The following is an 18,633-nucleotide window of genomic DNA, read 5'->3' on the forward strand; positions in this document are numbered from 1 at the left end:
AAACGCGGATGGAAACGTTATGGTTTTAGTTAAGTGTGAGATTTCATTCGTTTAATGTAAAAGCAGCTGACAATTTGAGCCGTATTGTTTATCGCCCTCTTTCCCTTTGCATACTCTTGCTGCTGGCAGGCGGTACTGCCAGCGCGCAATCCTCGTTTATTCAACAGGCGGAAAATCCCTTCGATAACAACCAGGATGGTTTACCTGATTTGGGCATGACGCCTGAGTCACACGAAGGTGAAAAACAGTTTGCTGAGATGGTGAAAGCCTTTGGCGAAGCGAGCATGACCGACAATGGGCTGGATACCGGCGAGCAGGCGCGTCAGTTTGCGTTTGGCCAGGTGCGGGACGCCGTGAGTGAACAGGTTAATCATCAACTGGAGTCCTGGCTTTCGCCCTGGGGGAATGCGAGTGTCGATCTCAGGATTGATAACGAAGGGAGCTTTACCGGCAGTCGTGGAGGCTGGTTTATTCCCTGGCAGGACAACACGCGGTATCTGACCTGGAGTCAACTCGGGCTGACTCAGCAGGACGATGGCCTGGTCAGTAATGTCGGCATCGGCCAACGTTGGGCACGCGACGGCTGGCTGTTAGGGTACAACACTTTTTATGACAATCTGCTGGATGAAAATCTGCAACGGGCGGGATTTGGCGCGGAAGCGTGGGGCGAATACCTGCGATTATCCGCCAATTACTACCAGCCTTTCGCTTCCTGGCATGAACAGACCACCGCCTTAGAGCAGCGTATGGCGCGCGGCTACGATGTTACCGCGCAGATGCGTATGCCGTTTTATCAACACCTCAACACCAGCGTCAGCGTGGAACAGTATTTCGGCGAACGGGTGGATCTGTTTGACTCAGGCACGGGATACCATAATCCGGTAGCGGTAAAACTGGGGCTTAATTACACGCCGGTGCCGTTGGTGACGGTGACGGCGCAACATAAACAGGGCGAGAGCGGGGTGAGCCAGAATAATCTGGGGTTGAACCTGAATTACCGTTTCGGCGTGCCGCTGAACAAACAGCTGTCGGCCAGCGAGGTGGCGGAGAGTCAGTCGTTGCGCGGCAGTCGCTATGACAACCCGCAGCGCAATAATCTCCCGACGATGGAGTATCGTCAGCGTAAAACGCTCACTGTTTTTCTGGCGACGCCGCCGTGGGATCTCCAGCCTGGCGAGACGGTGCCGCTGAAGGTGCAGATTCGCAGTCGGCATGGCGTTCGTCATGTGACGTGGCAGGGCGATACGCAGGCGCTGAGTCTGACGGCAGGAGCGAAGGCGGACAGCGCAGAGGGCTGGACCATTATCATGCCGGCCTGGGACAGCAGCGAAGGGGCGACAAATCGCTGGCGGCTGTCGGTCGTTGTTGAAGATGAGCAGGGCCAGCGTGTCTCCTCCAATGAGATCACGCTATCACTGACTGAACCGTTTATGGCGATGCCCGATAACGATCCGCGCTGGAAGCTGCTCCCGGAGGAGTAATCAGAAGATGCGTTCCTGATGCACCCATACCGCCGCTTCGACGCGTGACTTCAGCTTCATCTTCTTCAGCATATGTTTCACATGCACTTTGACCGTACTCTCGGTGATATCCAGGCGGCGGGCGATCATTTTATTCGGCAGTCCCTGGGCGATCAGCTTCAGGATATCGCGTTCGCGCGGCGTCAGTTGGGTCACGTCGCGGTCAGAGGTCGCGCGGTTTGCCCGCAGGCTGGCGGCCAGAACCGGCGTTAACGCTTCGCTCAGCACCATTTCGCCAGCGGCCGCTTGCTGTAAGGCTTTCAGCAGATCTTCCGGCTCCATATCTTTTAACAGATAGCCGTCTGCGCCGCGCTTCAGCGCCGTCACCACGTCTTCTTCATGATTGGACACGCTGAATACCACGATACGGCCTGACAGTGATTTCTCACGCAGCTTATCCAGGGTTTCCAGACCGTTCATGCCCGGCATGTTCAGATCCAGCAGGATCAGATCGGGATCAAGAGACTCTGCCAGCTCAATACCCTGCTCGCCATTACTGGCTTCGCCGATCACGCTAATATCGGGCGCCATGCTGACAAGCTGTTTAACACCGGTCCGTAACATCGGATGATCGTCGATCAGCAGGATGGTAGCCGGTTCCTGATTACTCATGGGTATCTCCTTGGACTTCTGTGAAGTTTGTTTCGGGAATAAAGGTGACAGCAACTTCCGTACCGCCCGTCTCACGACGGCGTACACGACAATCGCCACGCAGGCTCTGCGCGCGGTCACGCATAATAATCATGCCATAATGGTTACTGCGCTCGGCATTTTCCGGTACGCCGCAGCCGTTGTCTTTTACTGTCAGTTTGACCTGATTGCCATTTTGCACCACGGCGACGGCCACCTCATCGGCATGGGAATGCTTGAGGGCGTTACTTAACGCTTCGCGGGCAATTTGCAACAGGTGGATAGCCTGATGCGACGGCACCCGTCGCGGCGGGAGCTGATAATCCAGCTTCACCGTAAAACCAAATCGGGCGCTATATTCCTGACAGCTCGCCTCCAGCGCAGGCCGCAGGCCGGGTTCGGTCAACTGTAACCGGAAGGTGGTCAACAGTTCACGTAGCTGTACCCAGGAGGTATTCAGTTCGTTGCGGATCTGGCTGAGCAACTCGCGGCTGCTTTCCGGCAACGTCGCGCCCTGCATTTGCAGACAGCTGACCTGCATCTTCATGCAGGAGAGCGATTGTGCAATAGAATCATGAAGTTCGCGGGCAATGGTGGCACGCTCTTCCATCACAATCAACTGTTGCTGGCGTTCCTGATTTCTGTCCAGTGCCAGCGTAGCGGTCAATTGCTCGACCAGCGTATCAATCATCTGCTGCTGATCGTGACTCAGATGGCGCCCGTGCGGCAGCGTCGCCAGCAGAATGCCGTATTGCGTATGGGCATCGGTAAGTCGCCATTTCAGCGTGGTGCCGCCGTTGATCGCGGGCAGCGCGCCGCGCGGGCAGAGGTGGCACCCTTTGTCATCACAACTGCTGTCGGACTGGCAGGTGAACTCCTGATGATTATCTTCATCTTCCAGGTCATAAACCCGCAGTTCAATATCGTGCAGCAGCGTCAGGTTTTGCAGGCCGTTCAGCACCGGGGAGAGGCGCTCGCACAGCGGCACCTGGGAATGCAGGCGGCGGTTGGCCTGCCACAGGAATGAGAGGATCTGGTTTTTATGCTCCAGCCCGGCCGTCTTTTCCTGCACGCGTTGTTCCAGTACGGCGTAACTTTCGGCCAGCTCTTCCGACATGTTGTTGAGCGCTGAGCCTAACATCGCCATCTCATTGCGCCCGCTGATATGCGCCCGCTGGGTGAAGTCGCGCTGGCTGACGGCTCGCGCCATCGAAAGCAGTTGTTTCCACGGTTGCAGCAGGCGCGCCCGTAGCCAGATGATCGTAAAGACGAACAGCAGCGCCATAAAGATGGCCATTAATCGATGCACCATCACCACGCGCTCAATGCGCAGCTCGGTCGTGTGATCAAAGGCGGTGACTAACCGATCCAGACCGGTGACAAAACGCATAACATCGCCGGCAACGGCGTTTCTGTCCTGCGCGCGTTGCAGCCCTGGCGCCAGTTCCGTATGCCAGTAGTCCTGTAGTGCGCGAAGCTGCTCTTGTTGCCCGTCGCGTTCCGCAGCGCGGGTCAGTTCAGGGCTGAACGCCGTCTGTTTCATCTCATCCAGCAGCTTTTGGTCGTGGGCGCTCAGCGGCACTGCTGCCAGCAGGCGATAGCTCTGCATACGCAGCGAACCGGCCTTGTTGATCGCATGGGCGCTGCCTTGTACGCCCTGAACCAGCCAGCCAGAGATAGCCATGCCCGCCACACCGATAGCGGTGGACAGGAGAACAATAAGCGCCAGTTGGTTGACCAGCGTGAGTGGAGAGAGACAACGTTTAAACATGTAGACTTCTTCCTTCAGGCTTCCTGCTCAGGAAACCTTAATGAATGACGATTCTGCCGGGATGCTCACCGAGGGGCGTTTCGACAGTGACGTTATTCTCAGCCATACCCTGGAGTATACCCATACCTATAACGAGTTACCTCTTAATTGCTGGTGGTGGGAGGGGATCGCGAAGCCGGGGGGTAGGGTTATACAGCACCGTGAAAAACCACATCTTTTTTGTCGACAAAGCCTACTCACTAAGGGGCATGATAATTTTTAGCCGCGAATAATGACGGCTTTTCCTTTGATTTATATCAACTTACCCCCGGCTGTAAACCCTAATGTGGCAGACATCGAATCGAGTAACAGAGGTGTCTATGAGTCACTCATCTGCCCCCGAAAGGGCATCTGGAGCTGTAATCACAGAATGGCGGCCGGAAGATCCCGCTTTCTGGGAACAGCGTGGTCATCGTGTTGCCAGCCGCAACCTGTGGATTTCCGTCCCCTGTTTGCTGCTGGCGTTTTGTGTATGGATGTTATTCAGCGCTGTCGCGGTGAATTTACCGAAGGTCGGTTTTAACTTCACCACCGATCAGCTGTTCATGCTGACCGCCTTGCCGTCTGTTTCTGGCGCATTACTGCGTGTGCCGTACTCCTTTATGGTTCCTCTGTTTGGCGGCCGCCGCTGGACGGCGTTCAGCACCGGGATTCTGGTCATTCCTTGCGTATGGTTAGGTTTTGCCGTGCAGGACACCTCCACGCCGTTTAGCACCTTTATTCTGATTTCTCTGCTGTGCGGTTTTGCCGGCGCGAACTTTGCCTCCAGCATGGCTAACATCAGCTTCTTCTTTCCAAAACAGAAACAGGGCGGCGCGCTGGGTCTGAACGGCGGTTTAGGCAACATGGGCGTGAGCGTTATGCAACTGGTCGCGCCGCTGGTGGTCTCGTTGTCTGTCTTTGCCGTATTTGGCAGTCACGGTGTGGAACAGCCGGACGGTTCGCAGCTGTATCTGGCGAACGCCGCCTGGATTTGGGTGCCGTTCCTGGCCATTTTCACCCTGGCCGCCTGGTTCGGTATGAATGAGCTGGCGACCTCGAAGGCTTCGCTGAAAGATCAGTTGCCGGTACTTAAACGTGGGCACCTGTGGATGATGAGCCTGCTGTATCTGGCGACGTTCGGTTCATTCATCGGCTTCTCCGCCGGGTTTGCGATGCTGTCTAAAACACAGTTCCCGGAAGTACAGATCCTGCATTATGCCTTCTTCGGCCCGTTAATCGGCGCGCTGGCCCGTTCTGCGGGCGGGGCAATTTCCGACCGTCTGGGCGGAACGCGGGTGACGCTGGTTAACTTTGTGCTGATGGCGATTTTCAGCGCCTTACTGTTCCTGACCTTGCCTTCTAACGGCCAGGGCGGCAGCTTTATCGCCTTCTTCGTTGTCTTCCTGGCGCTGTTCCTGACTGCCGGGCTGGGCAGTGGGTCTACTTTCCAGATGATCTCCGTTATTTTCCGCAAGCTGACGATGGACAGGGTTAAAGCGGAAGGGGGTTCTGAAGAGAAAGCGCTGCGTGAAGCCGCGACCGATACCGCAGCCGCATTGGGCTTTATCTCTGCGATTGGCGCAATCGGCGGTTTCTTTATTCCGAAAGCATTCGGGACATCTCTGGCATTAACCGGCTCACCGGTCGATGCGATGAAAGTGTTCCTGATTTTCTATATCGCCTGCGTAGTCATCACCTGGGCGGTATACGGACGTCATTCTAAAAAATAAAAAAGTAATTGTTTGATTATCCATTGCGCGGCGTTAGACCGCGCTTTTTTTTGTCTGTTTTTAGTTACAACATACTTATTTATAAATAAACAGCGCCGGTTTGTCAGAACAGCGTTCATTTATGCCTTGCAGGGGGCATACCCCTTAATACCCACTTATAAAGAATTTAACATTTACATAATGGATGAATTTGAAAATATTTATATTAATCAGTATGTTGAATGAATAAAAATCATCCTCCTTAAGGGGTATGTCAAAAAACACCCCCGATTTTCATCCCCGTCTGCCTTGATCGTTATCAATTCTGACGCCCTTTCAGAGCGTTACCTTCACAGCCAATCCAGCAATGTCGATTTATCAGAGAGCCGTCAGGCTCCAAACAGGAGAAACCCGATGAGTAAATTCCTGGACCGGTTTCGCTACTTCAAACAGAAGGGCGAAACCTTTGCCGATGGGCACGGCCAGCTTCTCGAAACAAACCGGGACTGGGAGGATGGATACCGCCAACGTTGGCAGCATGACAAAGTCGTGCGTTCAACCCACGGGGTAAACTGTACCGGCTCTTGCAGCTGGAAAATTTATGTGAAAAACGGTCTGGTCACCTGGGAAACCCAGCAGACAGACTACCCGCGCACCCGCCCGGATATGCCGAACCATGAACCTCGCGGCTGCCCACGCGGCGCGAGCTACTCCTGGTATCTCTACAGCGCAAACCGCCTGAAATATCCGCTGATGCGTAAGCGCCTGATGAAAATGTGGCGTGATGCGAAAAAACTGCACAGCGATCCGGTAGAAGCCTGGGCTTCCATCATCGAAGACGCCGATAAAGCAAAAAGCTTCAAACAAGCGCGTGGTCGTGGTGGCTTCGTTCGTTCTTCCTGGCAGGAAGTGAACGAACTGATTGCGGCATCCAACGTTTATACCATTAAAAATTACGGTCCCGATCGCGTGGCGGGCTTCTCGCCGATTCCGGCAATGTCGATGGTCTCTTACGCATCCGGTGCTCGTTACCTGTCTCTGATCGGCGGGACTTGCCTGAGCTTCTACGACTGGTACTGCGACCTGCCGCCTGCGTCTCCGCAGACCTGGGGCGAGCAGACGGACGTACCGGAATCCGCTGACTGGTACAACTCCAGCTACATCATCGCCTGGGGCTCTAACGTTCCGCAGACCCGTACCCCGGATGCCCACTTCTTTACTGAAGTGCGTTACAAAGGCACCAAAACGGTTGCCGTTACGCCTGACTACGCTGAAATCGCCAAACTGTGCGACCTGTGGCTGGCGCCGAAGCAGGGGACTGACGCCGCGATGGCGCTGGCGATGGGCCACGTCATGCTGCGTGAATTCCACCTTGATAACCCGAGCCAGTATTTCACCGATTACGTCCGTCGCTATACCGACATGCCGATGCTGGTGATGCTTGAAGAACGCGACGGTTACTATGCCGCTGGCCGTATGCTGCGCGCCGCCGATCTTATTGACGCGCTGGGTCAGGAAAACAACCCGGAATGGAAAACCGTTGCCATCAACACCCGCGGCGATATGGTTGCGCCGAACGGTTCTATTGGCTTCCGCTGGGGCGAGAAAGGCAAATGGAACCTCGAACAGCGTGACGGTACGTCAGGCGAAGAAACCGAACTGCAACTCAGCCTGCTGGGTAGCCAGGACGATATCGCAGAAGTGGGCTTCCCGTACTTTGGCGGTGAAGGCACTGAACACTTCAACAAAGTCGAGTTGCAAAACGTTCTGCTGCACAAGCTGCCGGTGAAACGCCTGCAACTGGCAGACGGAACCACCGCGCTGGTGACTACCGTTTACGATCTGACGATGGCGAACTATGGCCTGGAACGCGGTCTGAACGACGAAAACTGCGCAACCAGCTACGACGACATTAAAGCGTATACTCCGGCGTGGGCAGAGCAGATAACCGGCGTACCGCGTGCGCAAATCACCCGTATCGCCCGTGAATTTGCGGACAACGCCGATAAGACGCATGGTCGTTCAATGATCATCGTTGGCGCCGGTCTGAACCACTGGTATCACCTCGATATGAACTATCGTGGGCTTATCAACATGCTGGTGTTCTGCGGCTGTATCGGTCAGAGCGGCGGCGGCTGGGCGCACTATGTCGGCCAGGAAAAACTGCGTCCGCAGACCGGCTGGCAGCCGCTGGCGTTTGCTCTTGACTGGCAGCGTCCGGCGCGTCACATGAACAGCACCTCCTATTTCTATAACCACTCCAGCCAGTGGCGCTACGAGACGGTTACCGCGCAGGAACTGCTGTCGCCGATGGCGGATAAATCCCGCTACAGCGGCCATCTGATCGACTTCAACGTGCGTGCTGAACGCATGGGCTGGCTGCCGTCTGCGCCGCAGTTGGGCACCAACCCGCTGTACATCGCGCGTGAAGCGGAAAAAGCCGGGATGACGGCGGTGGATTACACCGTTAAATCGCTGAAAGAAGGCTCGATTCGTTTTGCGGCGGAGCAGCCGGAAAACGGGAAAAACCACCCGCGTAACCTGTTTATCTGGCGCTCGAACCTGCTGGGTTCATCCGGTAAAGGGCATGAGTACATGCTGAAGTACCTGCTGGGTACGGAAAACGGTATTCAGGGCAAAGATCTGGGTATGCAGGGCGGCGTGAAGCCGGAAGAAGTGGAATGGCAGGATAACGGTCTTGACGGCAAGCTGGACCTGGTGGTGACGCTGGACTTCCGTCTGTCGAGCACCTGCCTGTACTCTGACATCGTACTGCCGACCGCCACCTGGTATGAAAAAGACGACATGAATACCTCGGATATGCATCCGTTTATTCACCCGTTGTCTGCCGCCGTTGACCCGGCCTGGGAATCGAAAAGCGACTGGGAAATCTATAAAGGCATCGCGAAGAAATTCTCTGAAGTCTGCGTGGGACACCTTGGCAAAGAAACCGATGTGGTGACGCTGCCGATTCAGCATGACTCCGCTGCCGAACTGGCGCAGCCGCTGGACGTGAAAGACTGGAAAAAAGGCGAATGCGACCTGATCCCAGGTAAAACCGCGCCGCACATCATTCCGGTGGAACGCGACTACCCGGCGACGTATGAACGCTTTACCTCTATCGGCCCGCTGATGGAGAAAATCGGCAACGGTGGCAAGGGTATCGCCTGGAACACTCAGAGCGAAATGGATTTGCTGCGCAAGCTCAATTACACCAAAGCTGAAGGCCCGGCAAAAGGCCAGCCGATGCTGAATACCGCGATTGATGCCGCCGAGATGATCCTCACGCTGGCGCCGGAAACTAACGGCCACGTAGCGGTGAAAGCCTGGGCGGCGCTGAGTGAGTTCACCGGTCGCGACCATACGCATCTGGCGACCAATAAAGAAGAAGAAAAAATTCGCTTCCGCGATATTCAGGCGCAGCCGCGTAAGATTATCTCCAGCCCGACCTGGTCTGGCCTGGAAGATGAACACGTCTCTTACAACGCCGGTTATACCAACGTTCACGAGCTGATTCCGTGGCGTACGCTGTCTGGCCGCCAGTCCCTGTATCAGGATCATCAGTGGATGCGTGACTTTGGCGAAAGCCTGCTGGTTTACCGTCCGCCGATCGACACGCGTTCAGTGAAAGCGGTGATGGGTGAGAAATCTAACGGCAACCCGGAAAAAGCGCTCAACTTCCTGACGCCGCACCAGAAGTGGGGTATCCACTCTACCTACAGCGACAACCTGCTGATGCTGACGCTGTCGCGCGGTGGGCCGATTGTCTGGATGAGCGAAACCGATGCTAAAGATCTGGGTATTGAAGATAACGACTGGATCGAGGTCTTTAACAGCAACGGTGCGCTGACGGCACGCGCGGTGGTAAGCCAGCGTGTTCCGGCCGGGATGACCATGATGTACCACGCGCAGGAACGTATCGTTAACCTGCCGGGTTCAGAAATTACCCAGCAGCGCGGCGGTATTCACAACTCGGTAACCCGTATCACGCCGAAGCCGACCCACATGATCGGCGGCTATGCGCAGCTGGCCTACGGCTTTAACTACTACGGTACGGTCGGTTCAAACCGCGATGAGTTTGTTGTGGTGCGTAAGATGAAGAACATTAACTGGTTGGATGGCGAAGGCAATGACCAGGTACAGGAGAGCGTAAAATGAAAATTCGTTCACAAGTCGGCATGGTGCTGAATCTCGATAAATGCATCGGCTGCCACACCTGTTCAGTGACCTGTAAAAACGTCTGGACCAGCCGTGAAGGTATGGAATACGCCTGGTTCAATAACGTGGAAAGTAAGCCTGGCGTCGGTTTCCCGAACGACTGGGAAAATCAGGAAAAATGGAAAGGCGGCTGGGTCCGTAAAATTAACGGCAAACTGCAACCTCGCATGGGCAACCGCGCGATGCTGCTGGGTAAAATCTTCGCTAACCCGCATCTGCCGGGCATTGATGATTACTACGAGCCGTTTGATTACGACTACCAGAACCTGCATACCGCGCCGGAAAGCAAGCATCAGCCGATTGCGCGCCCGCGCTCGCTGATCACCGGTCAGCGGATGAACAAAATCACCAGCGGTCCGAACTGGGAAGAAATTCTGGGCGGCGAATTTGAAAAACGCGCCAAAGACCAGAACTTCGAAAATATGCAGAAGGCGATGTACGGCCAGTTCGAAAACACCTTCATGATGTATCTGCCGCGCCTGTGCGAGCACTGCCTCAACCCGGCGTGCGTGGCGACCTGCCCGAGCGGCGCCATCTACAAGCGTGAAGAGGATGGCATCGTCCTGATTGATCAGGACAAATGCCGCGGCTGGCGTATGTGCATCACCGGTTGTCCGTACAAGAAGATCTACTTCAACTGGAAGAGCGGGAAGTCCGAGAAGTGTATTTTCTGCTATCCGCGTATTGAAGCGGGTCAACCGACCGTATGTTCCGAAACCTGCGTGGGTCGTATCCGTTACCTTGGCGTGCTGCTGTATGACGCCGATGCGATTGAAAGCGCAGCCAGCACCGAGAACGAGAAAGATCTGTATCAGCGCCAACTGGATGTGTTCCTCGATCCGAACGATCCGTCGGTCATTGAACAAGCGCTGAAAGACGGCGTTCCGCAGAGCGTTATCGATGCGGCGCAGCAGTCCCCGGTTTACAAAATGGCGATGGACTGGAAGCTGGCGCTGCCGCTGCACCCGGAATACCGTACGCTGCCGATGGTCTGGTACGTGCCGCCGCTGTCACCGATTCAGTCTGCGGCGGACGCCGGCGAACTGGGCAGCAATGGCATCCTGCCGGACGTGGAAAGCCTGCGTATCCCGGTTCAGTACCTGGCGAACCTGCTGACCGCAGGCGATACCCAGCCGGTACTGCTGGCGCTGAAACGTATGCTGGCGATGCGTCACTACAAACGTGCGGAAACCGTTGACGGTAAACTGGATACCCGCGCGCTGGAAGAGGTGGGTCTGAGCGAAGCGCAGGCGCAGGAAATGTACCGTTACCTGGCAATTGCGAACTATGAAGATCGTTTCGTTATTCCGAGCAGCCATCGTGAGCTGGCGCGTGAGGCGTTCCCGGAGAAAAGCGGTTGCGGCTTTACGTTCGGCGATGGTTGCCACGGTTCAGATACCAAATTCAACCTGTTCAACAGCCGCCGCATTGATGCCATCGATGTGAGCAGCAAAACGGAGCCGCACCAATGATTGAACTCGTCATTGTTTCGCGTCTGCTCGAGTACCCGGATGCTGCCTTATGGCAGCATCAACAGGAACTTTTCGATGCACTCGCGTCATCCGAAAACCTGGATAAAGAAGATGCTCAGAGTCTGGCGGTTTTCCTGCGCGATCTCACTGCGCAGGAGATGCTGGATGTACAGGCAAGCTACAGCGAACTGTTTGATCGCGGTCGCGCCACGTCGCTGTTGCTGTTTGAGCATGTTCATGGCGAATCCCGCGATCGCGGCCAGGCAATGGTCGATTTGATGGCACAGTACGAGCAGCACGGCCTGCAACTCGACAGTCGTGAGTTGCCTGACCATTTGCCGCTGTATCTGGAGTATCTGGCACAGTTGCCGAAAAACGACGCGCTTGGCGGCTTGCAGGACATCGCGCCGATTCTGGCGTTGCTGGGCGCACGTCTGCAACAGCGGGAAAGTCGCTATGCGGTGCTGTTCGATCTGCTGCTGAAGCTGGCTAATACCGTTATCGACAGCGACAAAGTGGCAGAGAAAATTGCGGATGAAGTCCGTGACGATACCCCGCAAGCACTGGATGCCGTCTGGGAAGAAGAACAGGTGAAATTCTTTGCTGAGCAGGGTTGCGGCGAGTCGGAGATTTCCGCTCACCAGCGTCGTTTTGCCGGGGCTGTCGCTCCGCAATATTTGAATATCACCACCGGAGGACAGCAATAATGCACTTCCTGAATATGTTCTTCTTTGATATCTATCCGTACATTGCCGGGTCAGTGTTCCTGATTGGCAGCTGGCTGCGCTATGACTACGGTCAGTACACCTGGCGTGCGGCTTCCAGCCAGATGCTGGATCGCAAAGGGATGAACCTGGCTTCGAACCTGTTCCACTTCGGTATTCTGGGGATCTTCGCGGGTCACTTCCTTGGGATGCTGACGCCGCACTGGATGTACGAAGCGTTCCTGCCGATTGAAGTGAAGCAGAAAATGGCGATGATTGCCGGCGGCGCCTGTGGCGTGATGACGCTGGTCGGTGGCGTACTGCTGCTCAAACGCCGTCTGTTCAGCCCACGCGTGCGTGCAACGACCACGGGAGCGGATATTTTGATCCTTTCTCTGCTGGTGATTCAGTGCGCGCTGGGACTACTGACTATTCCGTTCTCTGCGCAACATATGGACGGTAGCGAAATGATGAAACTGGTGGGATGGGCGCAATCTGTAGTGACCTTCCACGGCGGCGCGTCTGAGCATTTAGAGGGCGTAGCGTTCATTTTCCGCCTGCACCTGGTGCTGGGGATGACGTTGTTCCTGCTGTTCCCGTTCTCGCGCCTGGTTCACATCTGGAGCGCGCCGGTCGAGTACCTGACGCGTAAATACCAGGTCGTGCGCGCCCGTCGCTGATACGGCTTTGCGTGCGGCTAAACCCTGCTTCGGCAGGGTTTTTTTATGCCTGTCTGCCGGATGGCGGCTGCGCCTTATCCGGCCTACGATCGGACATAACATGTGGTTATGTGATCATGTAGGCCCGGTAAACGGAGTGCCACCGGGCAAAACATGGAGCACAGGAATTTAATTTGGCTGGGGTGCAACAGATAAGTAATGGTGGTGGGGGAAGGATGACTCGGCGCGTTGCGCCTCGCCCTTCGGGTCGTTGCCTTCGGCAACGCTTTCTCGCTTCCGCTCGAATCGAACCTTAGTCGAAGTTTCTCATCCTTCCCCGTGAGGGCAGAATATGGGGCAAGGTTATTAAAAGTAGTTTGTGTGCTTTCAGGAAGTAATGGTGGTGGGGGAAGGATTCGAACCTTCGAAGTCGATGACGGCAGATTTACAGTCTGCTCCCTTTGGCCACTCGGGAACCCCACCAGGGGTAATTCAAATTGTAGAGGTCTTGCGAAGAGATGGTGGTGGGGGAAGGATTCGAACCTTCGAAGTCGATGACGGCAGATTTACAGTCTGCTCCCTTTGGCCGCTCGGGAACCCCACCACGGGGTAATGCTTTGTACTGGCCTGCTTCCTGTTGGGAAGCGGGGCGCATCATATCAAATGACACGCCGCTGTAAAGCATTCCTTTGCTTAAAATGAACTGTTTGCGTACTTTTCATCCGTAACGGAGTAAAGCTAATCAATTCATATCGTTGACGATTACAGAATGATGGTGCGATTCCCGTAAACAAACACACGCTGGGCCAGCACCTTATACAATGCGCGGCTTAACACATTCTTTTCAACATCACGCCCTGCACGCATCATATCCTCAGCCGTATAGGTGTGATCGACATGAATTACGTCCTGCATAATGATCGGGCCTTCGTCCAGATTATCGTTCACGTAGTGCGCGGTAGCGCCGATAATTTTCACGCCACGCTCATAAGCCTGATGGTAAGGACGTGCGCCAATAAAAGCCGGCAGGAACGAATGGTGAATATTGATAATCTTATTCGGGAAGCGGGAAACGAATTCCGGCGTCAGGACGCGCATATACTTAGCCAGCACGACATAATCAGGCTGGTGCGCATCAATGGCGTCCGCCATCTGTTTATCGTGCTCGTCGCGCGTTAACCCTTCGTGGCTGACCAGCTCGAAAGGAATATCAAAACGTTCAACCAGAGGTCGCAGGGTTTCGTGGTTGCCGATTACGGCGGAAATCTCAACGTCGAGCCCGCCATAGTTGGCTTTCATTAACAGATCGCCCAGACAATGCGCTTCTTTGGTGACCAGAATAACGACGCGGCGACGCCCGGCAGGATTTAGCTCGCGCACCGAACCTTCCGGTAATGCGCTGTCGAGATCGGCAAGCAGCGTGACATCATTAAAAATGCCTTCCAGCTCTGTGCGCATAAAGAAGCGCCCGGTTCGGTGGTCAACAAATTCGTTGTTTTGCACGATATTGAGTTCGTGCTTGTAGCAGATATTTGTAATACGCGCGATGAGGCCCTTCTGATCGGGGCAGATAGTGCGCAGAACTTTTCGTTGTAGTGAGTGCATTACCGGGTAAATCCTGTTTAATGTGTTTGCTGTATCAGCACTGTCAGGCGTTTTAGCCGCAGCACTTTTTAAATTTTTTGCCGGACCCGCAGGGGCAGGGATCGTTTCGACCAAACTGGGGGCGCGTACCGTCAATATAGTACCACTGACCGTTTTCTTTTAAGAAACGCGAACGTTCAATAATCGCGCCGGGTGTTCCCTGTTCGATAAAACGGGCCACAAAACTGACATACCCTGTGTTTTCCGCGTCTGACCCGCTCTCTTCAAAAATGGTCAACCCAAGCCACTCAGTATGGGCGAACCCCGCGACAATATCGTCCCGAAAGGCGGTTGCACCACAGGCGGGATGCCAGGTTCTAATCAGGTAATTTGCGTCTTTCATCACAAAAGCGCAGTAGCGAGAACGCATGAGATGTGACGGATCGGGTGCAACTCGCTCACCGGACACAATAGGGCCGCAACATAGGCTATACTCGACAGCGCTACCGCAGGGACAAAGCTGAGACACAATCATCTCCCTGGATAAAAAAAACGGCGTACAAACGCCAGGGTAGCGCTATGTTAACCGAGTGGTGACGATGTTGCTACGTCTGGAAGCCAGGGGAAGTTTTTACGTACGATGAGAAAAATTAAAATAGGGCTGGCGCTAGGTTCCGGCGCCGCAAGAGGATGGTCGCATATTGGTGTCATCAAAGCCCTGAAACACATGGGCATTGATATCGATATCGTGGCGGGATGTTCAATTGGTTCGCTGGTTGGCGCCGCATACGCCTGCAATAAGCTGCCCGCGCTTGAACAGTGGGTGTGCTCATTCAGCTACTGGGATGTCCTGCGCCTGATGGATCTCTCCTGGCGCAGAGGAGGGTTATTGCGCGGCGAGCGCGTTTTCAATCAGTACCGGAATGTTATGCCGGTACTGGATTTTGAACAATGCACCCGACGTTTTGGTACGGTGGCGACCAACCTGAGTACAGGGCGAGAATTGTGGTTTACCGAAGGCGACCTGCACCTTGCGGTTCGCGCGTCTTGCAGTATGCCTGGCCTGATGTCTCCGGTGGCGCATAACGGCTACTGGCTGGTGGATGGCGCCGTCGTTAACCCTGTTCCCGTTTCTCTGACGCGTGCGATGGGCGCCGATATTGTTATTGCGGTCGATCTTCAGCACGATGCGCACCTCATGCAGCAAGATCTTCTGTCTTTGAATGTCAGCAATGATAACGACGAGAGTGATGATTCGCTCTCCTGGCATGCGCGTTTGAAAGAACGCCTCAGCAGCATGACTTCACGCCGTGCGGTCACCGCGCCAACGGCGATGGAGATTATGACAACGTCCATTCAGGTGCTGGAAAACCGCCTTAAACGCAACCGAATGGCAGGCGACCCGCCGGATATTCTGATTCAACCGTTCTGTCCGCAAATATCCACGTTGGACTTCCACCGTGCCAGTGCCGCTATTGCTGCGGGACAACTGGCGGTAGAGAAAAAGATGGACGAACTTTTGCCTTTGGTGCGTACCGACGTTTAACGCACCTTTTATACACACTTAAGCAAATTCTGACAGGCGCGAGCGGCAATAGCATGCCACTATTTACTAAAGCCAGTCAGGGGAGAAAACATGACGCAGCCATTGGTCGGAAAACAGATTCTTATTGTGGAGGACGAGCCTGTATTTCGCTCGCTTCTGGATTCGTGGTTTTCCTCTTTGGGAGCGACAACGGCACTGGCGGGCGATGGTCTTGACGCCCTGGAGTTACTGGGAAGTTTTACGCCTGATCTGATGATCTGCGATCTTGCGATGCCAAGGATGAACGGTCTCAAACTGGTAGAGCATTTACGTAATCGGGGCGATCAGACCCCCATTCTGGTTATCTCGGCGACAGAAAATATGGCAGATATCGCCAAAGCGCTGCGACTGGGCGTTGAGGACGTCCTGCTAAAGCCAGTGAAAGATCTCAATCGTCTGCGGGAAACCGTCTTCGCCTGCCTCTATCCCAATATGTTTAACTCTCGGGTTGAAGAAGAAGAACGCCTGTTTCGGGACTGGGATGCGATGGTTGATAACCCGGTGGCGGCAGCAAAGCTGTTGCAGGAGTTGCAACCTCCGGTTCAGCAGGTTATCTCGCATTGCCGAATCAATTACCGCCAACTTGTTGCGGCAGACAAACCCGGCCTGGTGCTGGATATTGCGCCGCTGTCTGATAACGATCTCGCTTTTTATTGCCTCGACGTGACGCGGGCAGGGGATAATGGCGTACTGGCCGCGTTATTACTGCGGGCGCTATTTAATGGCTTATTGCAGGAACAGCTCGCTCATCAGAATCAGCGTTTGCCGGAACTGGGGGCGTTATTGAAACAGGTCAATCATCTGCTTCGGCAGGCGAATTTGCCGGGGCAGTTTCCGCTATTAGTGGGTTATTACCACAGCGGTCTTAAAAATTTGATACTGGTTTCAGCAGGCCTGAATGCGACGTTAAATACCGGTTCTCACCAGGTACAGATCAGTAATGGCGTTCCGCTGGGCACATTGGGCAATACCTACCTGAACCAATTAAGCCAACGCTGCGAGTCATGGCAGTGCCAAATTTGGGGCGCGGGCGGGCGTTTGCGTCTTATGTTGTCTGCGGAATGAGCAAATGAAAAGGCAAAGTGAAATTGATTTACCCGCCTTTCTCTGTGGGTGCTACTATCAGCGCCAGATTATACGTATTTGTCTTAATTATACTAACACGCATCCTTTTCGGAACTGAGGCTTGTACCAGTGCTGATATACTCGGATGCGATACAGATTGATGAACACGTTCAATACATGAACAGTCCAGGAGATTTTTAAATGGCTGCCCTAAATTCGAAAGTCAAAAAAGCCGTTATCCCGGTCGCGGGATTAGGAACCAGGATGTTACCGGCGACGAAAGCGATTCCGAAAGAGATGCTGCCGCTGGTTGATAAGCCATTAATTCAGTATGTCGTGAATGAATGTATTGCTGCGGGCATCACTGAAATTGTGCTGGTGACGCACTCTTCCAAAAACTCGATCGAAAACCATTTCGATACCAGCTTCGAGCTGGAAGCCATGCTGGAAAAACGTGTTAAGCGTCAGCTGCTGGAAGAGGTGCAATCTATTTGCCCTCCGCACGTAACGATTATGCAGGTGCGTCAGGGGCTGGCGAAAGGCCTGGGTCATGCCGTATTGTGCGCGCATCCTGTTGTTGGTAATGAGCCCGTCGCGGTGATTCTGCCGGACGTTATTCTGGATGAATACGAATCTGATCTGTCTCAGGATAACCTTGCTGAAATGATTCGTCGTTTTGACGAAACCGGTTGTAGCCAAATTATGGTTGAGCCTGTTGAAGATGTTACCGCGTACGGCGTTGTTGATTGCAAAGGCGCGGCGCTGGCACCGGGCGAAAGCGTGCCGATGGTTGGCGTTGTAGAGAAGCCGAAAGCGGATGTCGCGCCGTCTAATCTCGCGGTAGTTGGCCGTTATGTCCTGAGCGCGGACATCTGGCCTCTGCTGGCGAAAACCCCTCCGGGAGCGGGCGACGAAATTCAGCTGACCGACGCGATTGATATGCTGATCGAAAAAGAAACGGTCGAAGCCTATCATATGAAGGGCAAAAGCCACGACTGCGGTAATAAATTAGGTTACATGCAGGCGTTCGTTGAATATGGCATCCGTCATAATTCTCTGGGCGCTGAATTTAAAGCATGGCTTGAAGACGAGCTGGGTATTAAGAAGTAAGCGGTATAATCTGAAAGGCGCGGCGCTGTTAAAGCGCCGTTTTTTTTGCCCTGAACAGACGAGGTATGAGGGAAGGGCAAAAAAAATCCCGCCGCTGGCGGGATTTTAAGCAAACATATTCCGAATTATCCCTTGATCAGGAAATCGTCCAGTTGTTTACCTTGTTCTTCCATCGCTTTTTTGATCACTGCCGGTGTACGACCCTGGCCAGTCCAGGTTTTCGTTTCACCGTTTTCATCAACGTAGCTATATTTAGCCGGACGAGCAGCGCGTTTAGCTTTAGTGCCAGATTTAACGGCAGCCATGCTATTCAGCAGTTCGTTCGGATCAATACCGTCGGCAATCAGCATTTCACGATATTGTTGTAGTTTACGGGTACGCTCTTCAACTTCAGCTGCGGCGGCGCTTTCTTCTTCGCGACGCTCGTTAACAACAACTTCTAATTTTTCCAGCATTTCTTCAAGCGTTTCCAGGGTACATTCTCTTGCCTGTGCACGAAGAGTACGGATGTTGTTCAGAATTTTAAGTGCTTCGCTCATTGTAGTAATCTCAAACTTATATTGGGGGTGGTTTGTTGAGCTAATA

The 18,633-nt window shown here is 54.2% G+C and carries 14 protein-coding genes, 2 tRNA genes and 1 other RNA gene; 9 read left to right on the plus strand and 8 right to left on the minus strand.

Annotated features, from left to right (window positions below; translation table 11 throughout):
* Positions 1 to 74: 74 nt before the first annotated feature.
* Entirely contained in the window at positions 75 to 1,481 is a 1,407-nt protein-coding gene (locus tag OGX80_RS20770; protein WP_024130295.1) for a YchO/YchP family invasin, read from the plus strand.
* Here the strand turns inward: OGX80_RS20770 and narL are convergent, their stop codons facing one another.
* Positions 1,482 to 2,132 carry a two-component system response regulator NarL gene (gene narL / locus OGX80_RS20775; RefSeq protein WP_012132179.1) on the minus strand — a complete coding sequence of 217 codons (651 nt, stop codon included), beginning with the start codon at positions 2,130 to 2,132 and terminating at the stop codon, positions 1,482 to 1,484.
* A complete protein-coding gene (narX, locus tag OGX80_RS20780) occupies positions 2,125 to 3,921 on the minus strand; it encodes a nitrate/nitrite two-component system sensor histidine kinase NarX (protein ID WP_049010662.1) in 1,797 nt (598 codons plus the stop codon). The genes narL and narX overlap by 8 nt, the downstream gene beginning before the upstream one ends.
* A gap of 359 nt (positions 3,922 to 4,280) precedes the next feature.
* Between narX and OGX80_RS20785 the strand changes: the two genes are divergently transcribed.
* From OGX80_RS20785 to narI, 5 genes are all read left to right on the plus strand, one after another.
* Positions 4,281 to 5,672: a NarK family nitrate/nitrite MFS transporter gene (locus tag OGX80_RS20785; protein WP_024130296.1), complete on the plus strand. Its 1,392-nt coding sequence runs from the start codon at positions 4,281 to 4,283 to the stop codon at positions 5,670 to 5,672.
* A gap of 393 nt (positions 5,673 to 6,065) precedes the next feature.
* Entirely contained in the window at positions 6,066 to 9,809 is a 3,744-nt protein-coding gene (locus tag OGX80_RS20790; RefSeq protein ID WP_012132184.1) for a nitrate reductase subunit alpha, read from the plus strand.
* A complete protein-coding gene (gene narH / locus OGX80_RS20795) occupies positions 9,806 to 11,341 on the plus strand; it encodes a nitrate reductase subunit beta (RefSeq protein WP_115181588.1) in 1,536 nt (511 codons plus the stop codon). The genes OGX80_RS20790 and narH overlap by 4 nt, the downstream gene beginning before the upstream one ends.
* Positions 11,338 to 12,048 carry a nitrate reductase molybdenum cofactor assembly chaperone gene (gene narJ / locus OGX80_RS20800; protein WP_012132186.1) on the plus strand — a complete coding sequence of 237 codons (711 nt, stop codon included), beginning with the start codon at positions 11,338 to 11,340 and terminating at the stop codon, positions 12,046 to 12,048. Before narH ends, narJ begins: the two co-directional genes overlap by 4 nt.
* Positions 12,048 to 12,725 carry a respiratory nitrate reductase subunit gamma gene (narI, locus tag OGX80_RS20805; protein WP_012132187.1) on the plus strand — a complete coding sequence of 226 codons (678 nt, stop codon included), beginning with the start codon at positions 12,048 to 12,050 and terminating at the stop codon, positions 12,723 to 12,725. The genes narJ and narI overlap by 1 nt, the downstream gene beginning before the upstream one ends.
* A gap of 199 nt (positions 12,726 to 12,924) precedes the next feature.
* Here the strand turns inward: narI and OGX80_RS20810 are convergent.
* The 5 genes from OGX80_RS20810 to OGX80_RS20830 all read right to left on the minus strand — a co-directional run bounded on the left by OGX80_RS20810 (position 12,925) and on the right by OGX80_RS20830 (position 14,817).
* A non-coding RNA gene (locus OGX80_RS20810) (RtT sRNA) lies at positions 12,925 to 13,056 on the minus strand.
* Between the two features lie 46 nt (positions 13,057 to 13,102).
* Positions 13,103 to 13,187 (minus strand) — tRNA-Tyr (locus OGX80_RS20815).
* A gap of 36 nt (positions 13,188 to 13,223) precedes the next feature.
* Positions 13,224 to 13,308, minus strand: a tRNA-Tyr gene (locus tag OGX80_RS20820).
* A gap of 158 nt (positions 13,309 to 13,466) precedes the next feature.
* Positions 13,467 to 14,309, minus strand: a complete 843-nt coding sequence (gene purU, locus OGX80_RS20825) for a formyltetrahydrofolate deformylase (protein WP_049011367.1) — start codon at positions 14,307 to 14,309, stop codon at positions 13,467 to 13,469.
* 52 nt (positions 14,310 to 14,361) lie between these two features.
* Entirely contained in the window at positions 14,362 to 14,817 is a 456-nt protein-coding gene (locus OGX80_RS20830; RefSeq protein WP_115182331.1) for a YchJ family protein, read from the minus strand.
* A gap of 111 nt (positions 14,818 to 14,928) precedes the next feature.
* Here OGX80_RS20830 and rssA point away from each other — a divergent pair, with 111 nt between their 5' ends.
* From rssA to galU, 3 genes are all read left to right on the plus strand, one after another.
* Positions 14,929 to 15,834, plus strand: a complete 906-nt coding sequence (rssA, locus tag OGX80_RS20835) for a patatin-like phospholipase RssA (RefSeq protein WP_012132192.1) — start codon at positions 14,929 to 14,931, stop codon at positions 15,832 to 15,834.
* A gap of 90 nt (positions 15,835 to 15,924) precedes the next feature.
* Entirely contained in the window at positions 15,925 to 16,938 is a 1,014-nt protein-coding gene (gene rssB / locus OGX80_RS20840) for a two-component system response regulator RssB (RefSeq protein WP_012132193.1), read from the plus strand.
* A gap of 201 nt (positions 16,939 to 17,139) precedes the next feature.
* Positions 17,140 to 18,048: a UTP--glucose-1-phosphate uridylyltransferase GalU gene (gene galU, locus OGX80_RS20845; protein WP_012132194.1), complete on the plus strand. Its 909-nt coding sequence runs from the start codon at positions 17,140 to 17,142 to the stop codon at positions 18,046 to 18,048.
* Positions 18,049 to 18,173: 125 nt separating this feature from the next.
* On the opposite strand, the gene hns is transcribed toward galU, so the two are convergent.
* Entirely contained in the window at positions 18,174 to 18,587 is a 414-nt protein-coding gene (gene hns, locus OGX80_RS20850) for a histone-like nucleoid-structuring protein H-NS (protein WP_012132196.1), read from the minus strand.
* Between the last annotated feature and the right edge of the window lie 46 nt (positions 18,588 to 18,633).

Source organism: Citrobacter sp. CK194, assembly GCF_030333395.1.
GTDB lineage: Bacteria > Pseudomonadota > Gammaproteobacteria > Enterobacterales > Enterobacteriaceae > Citrobacter_B > Citrobacter_B koseri.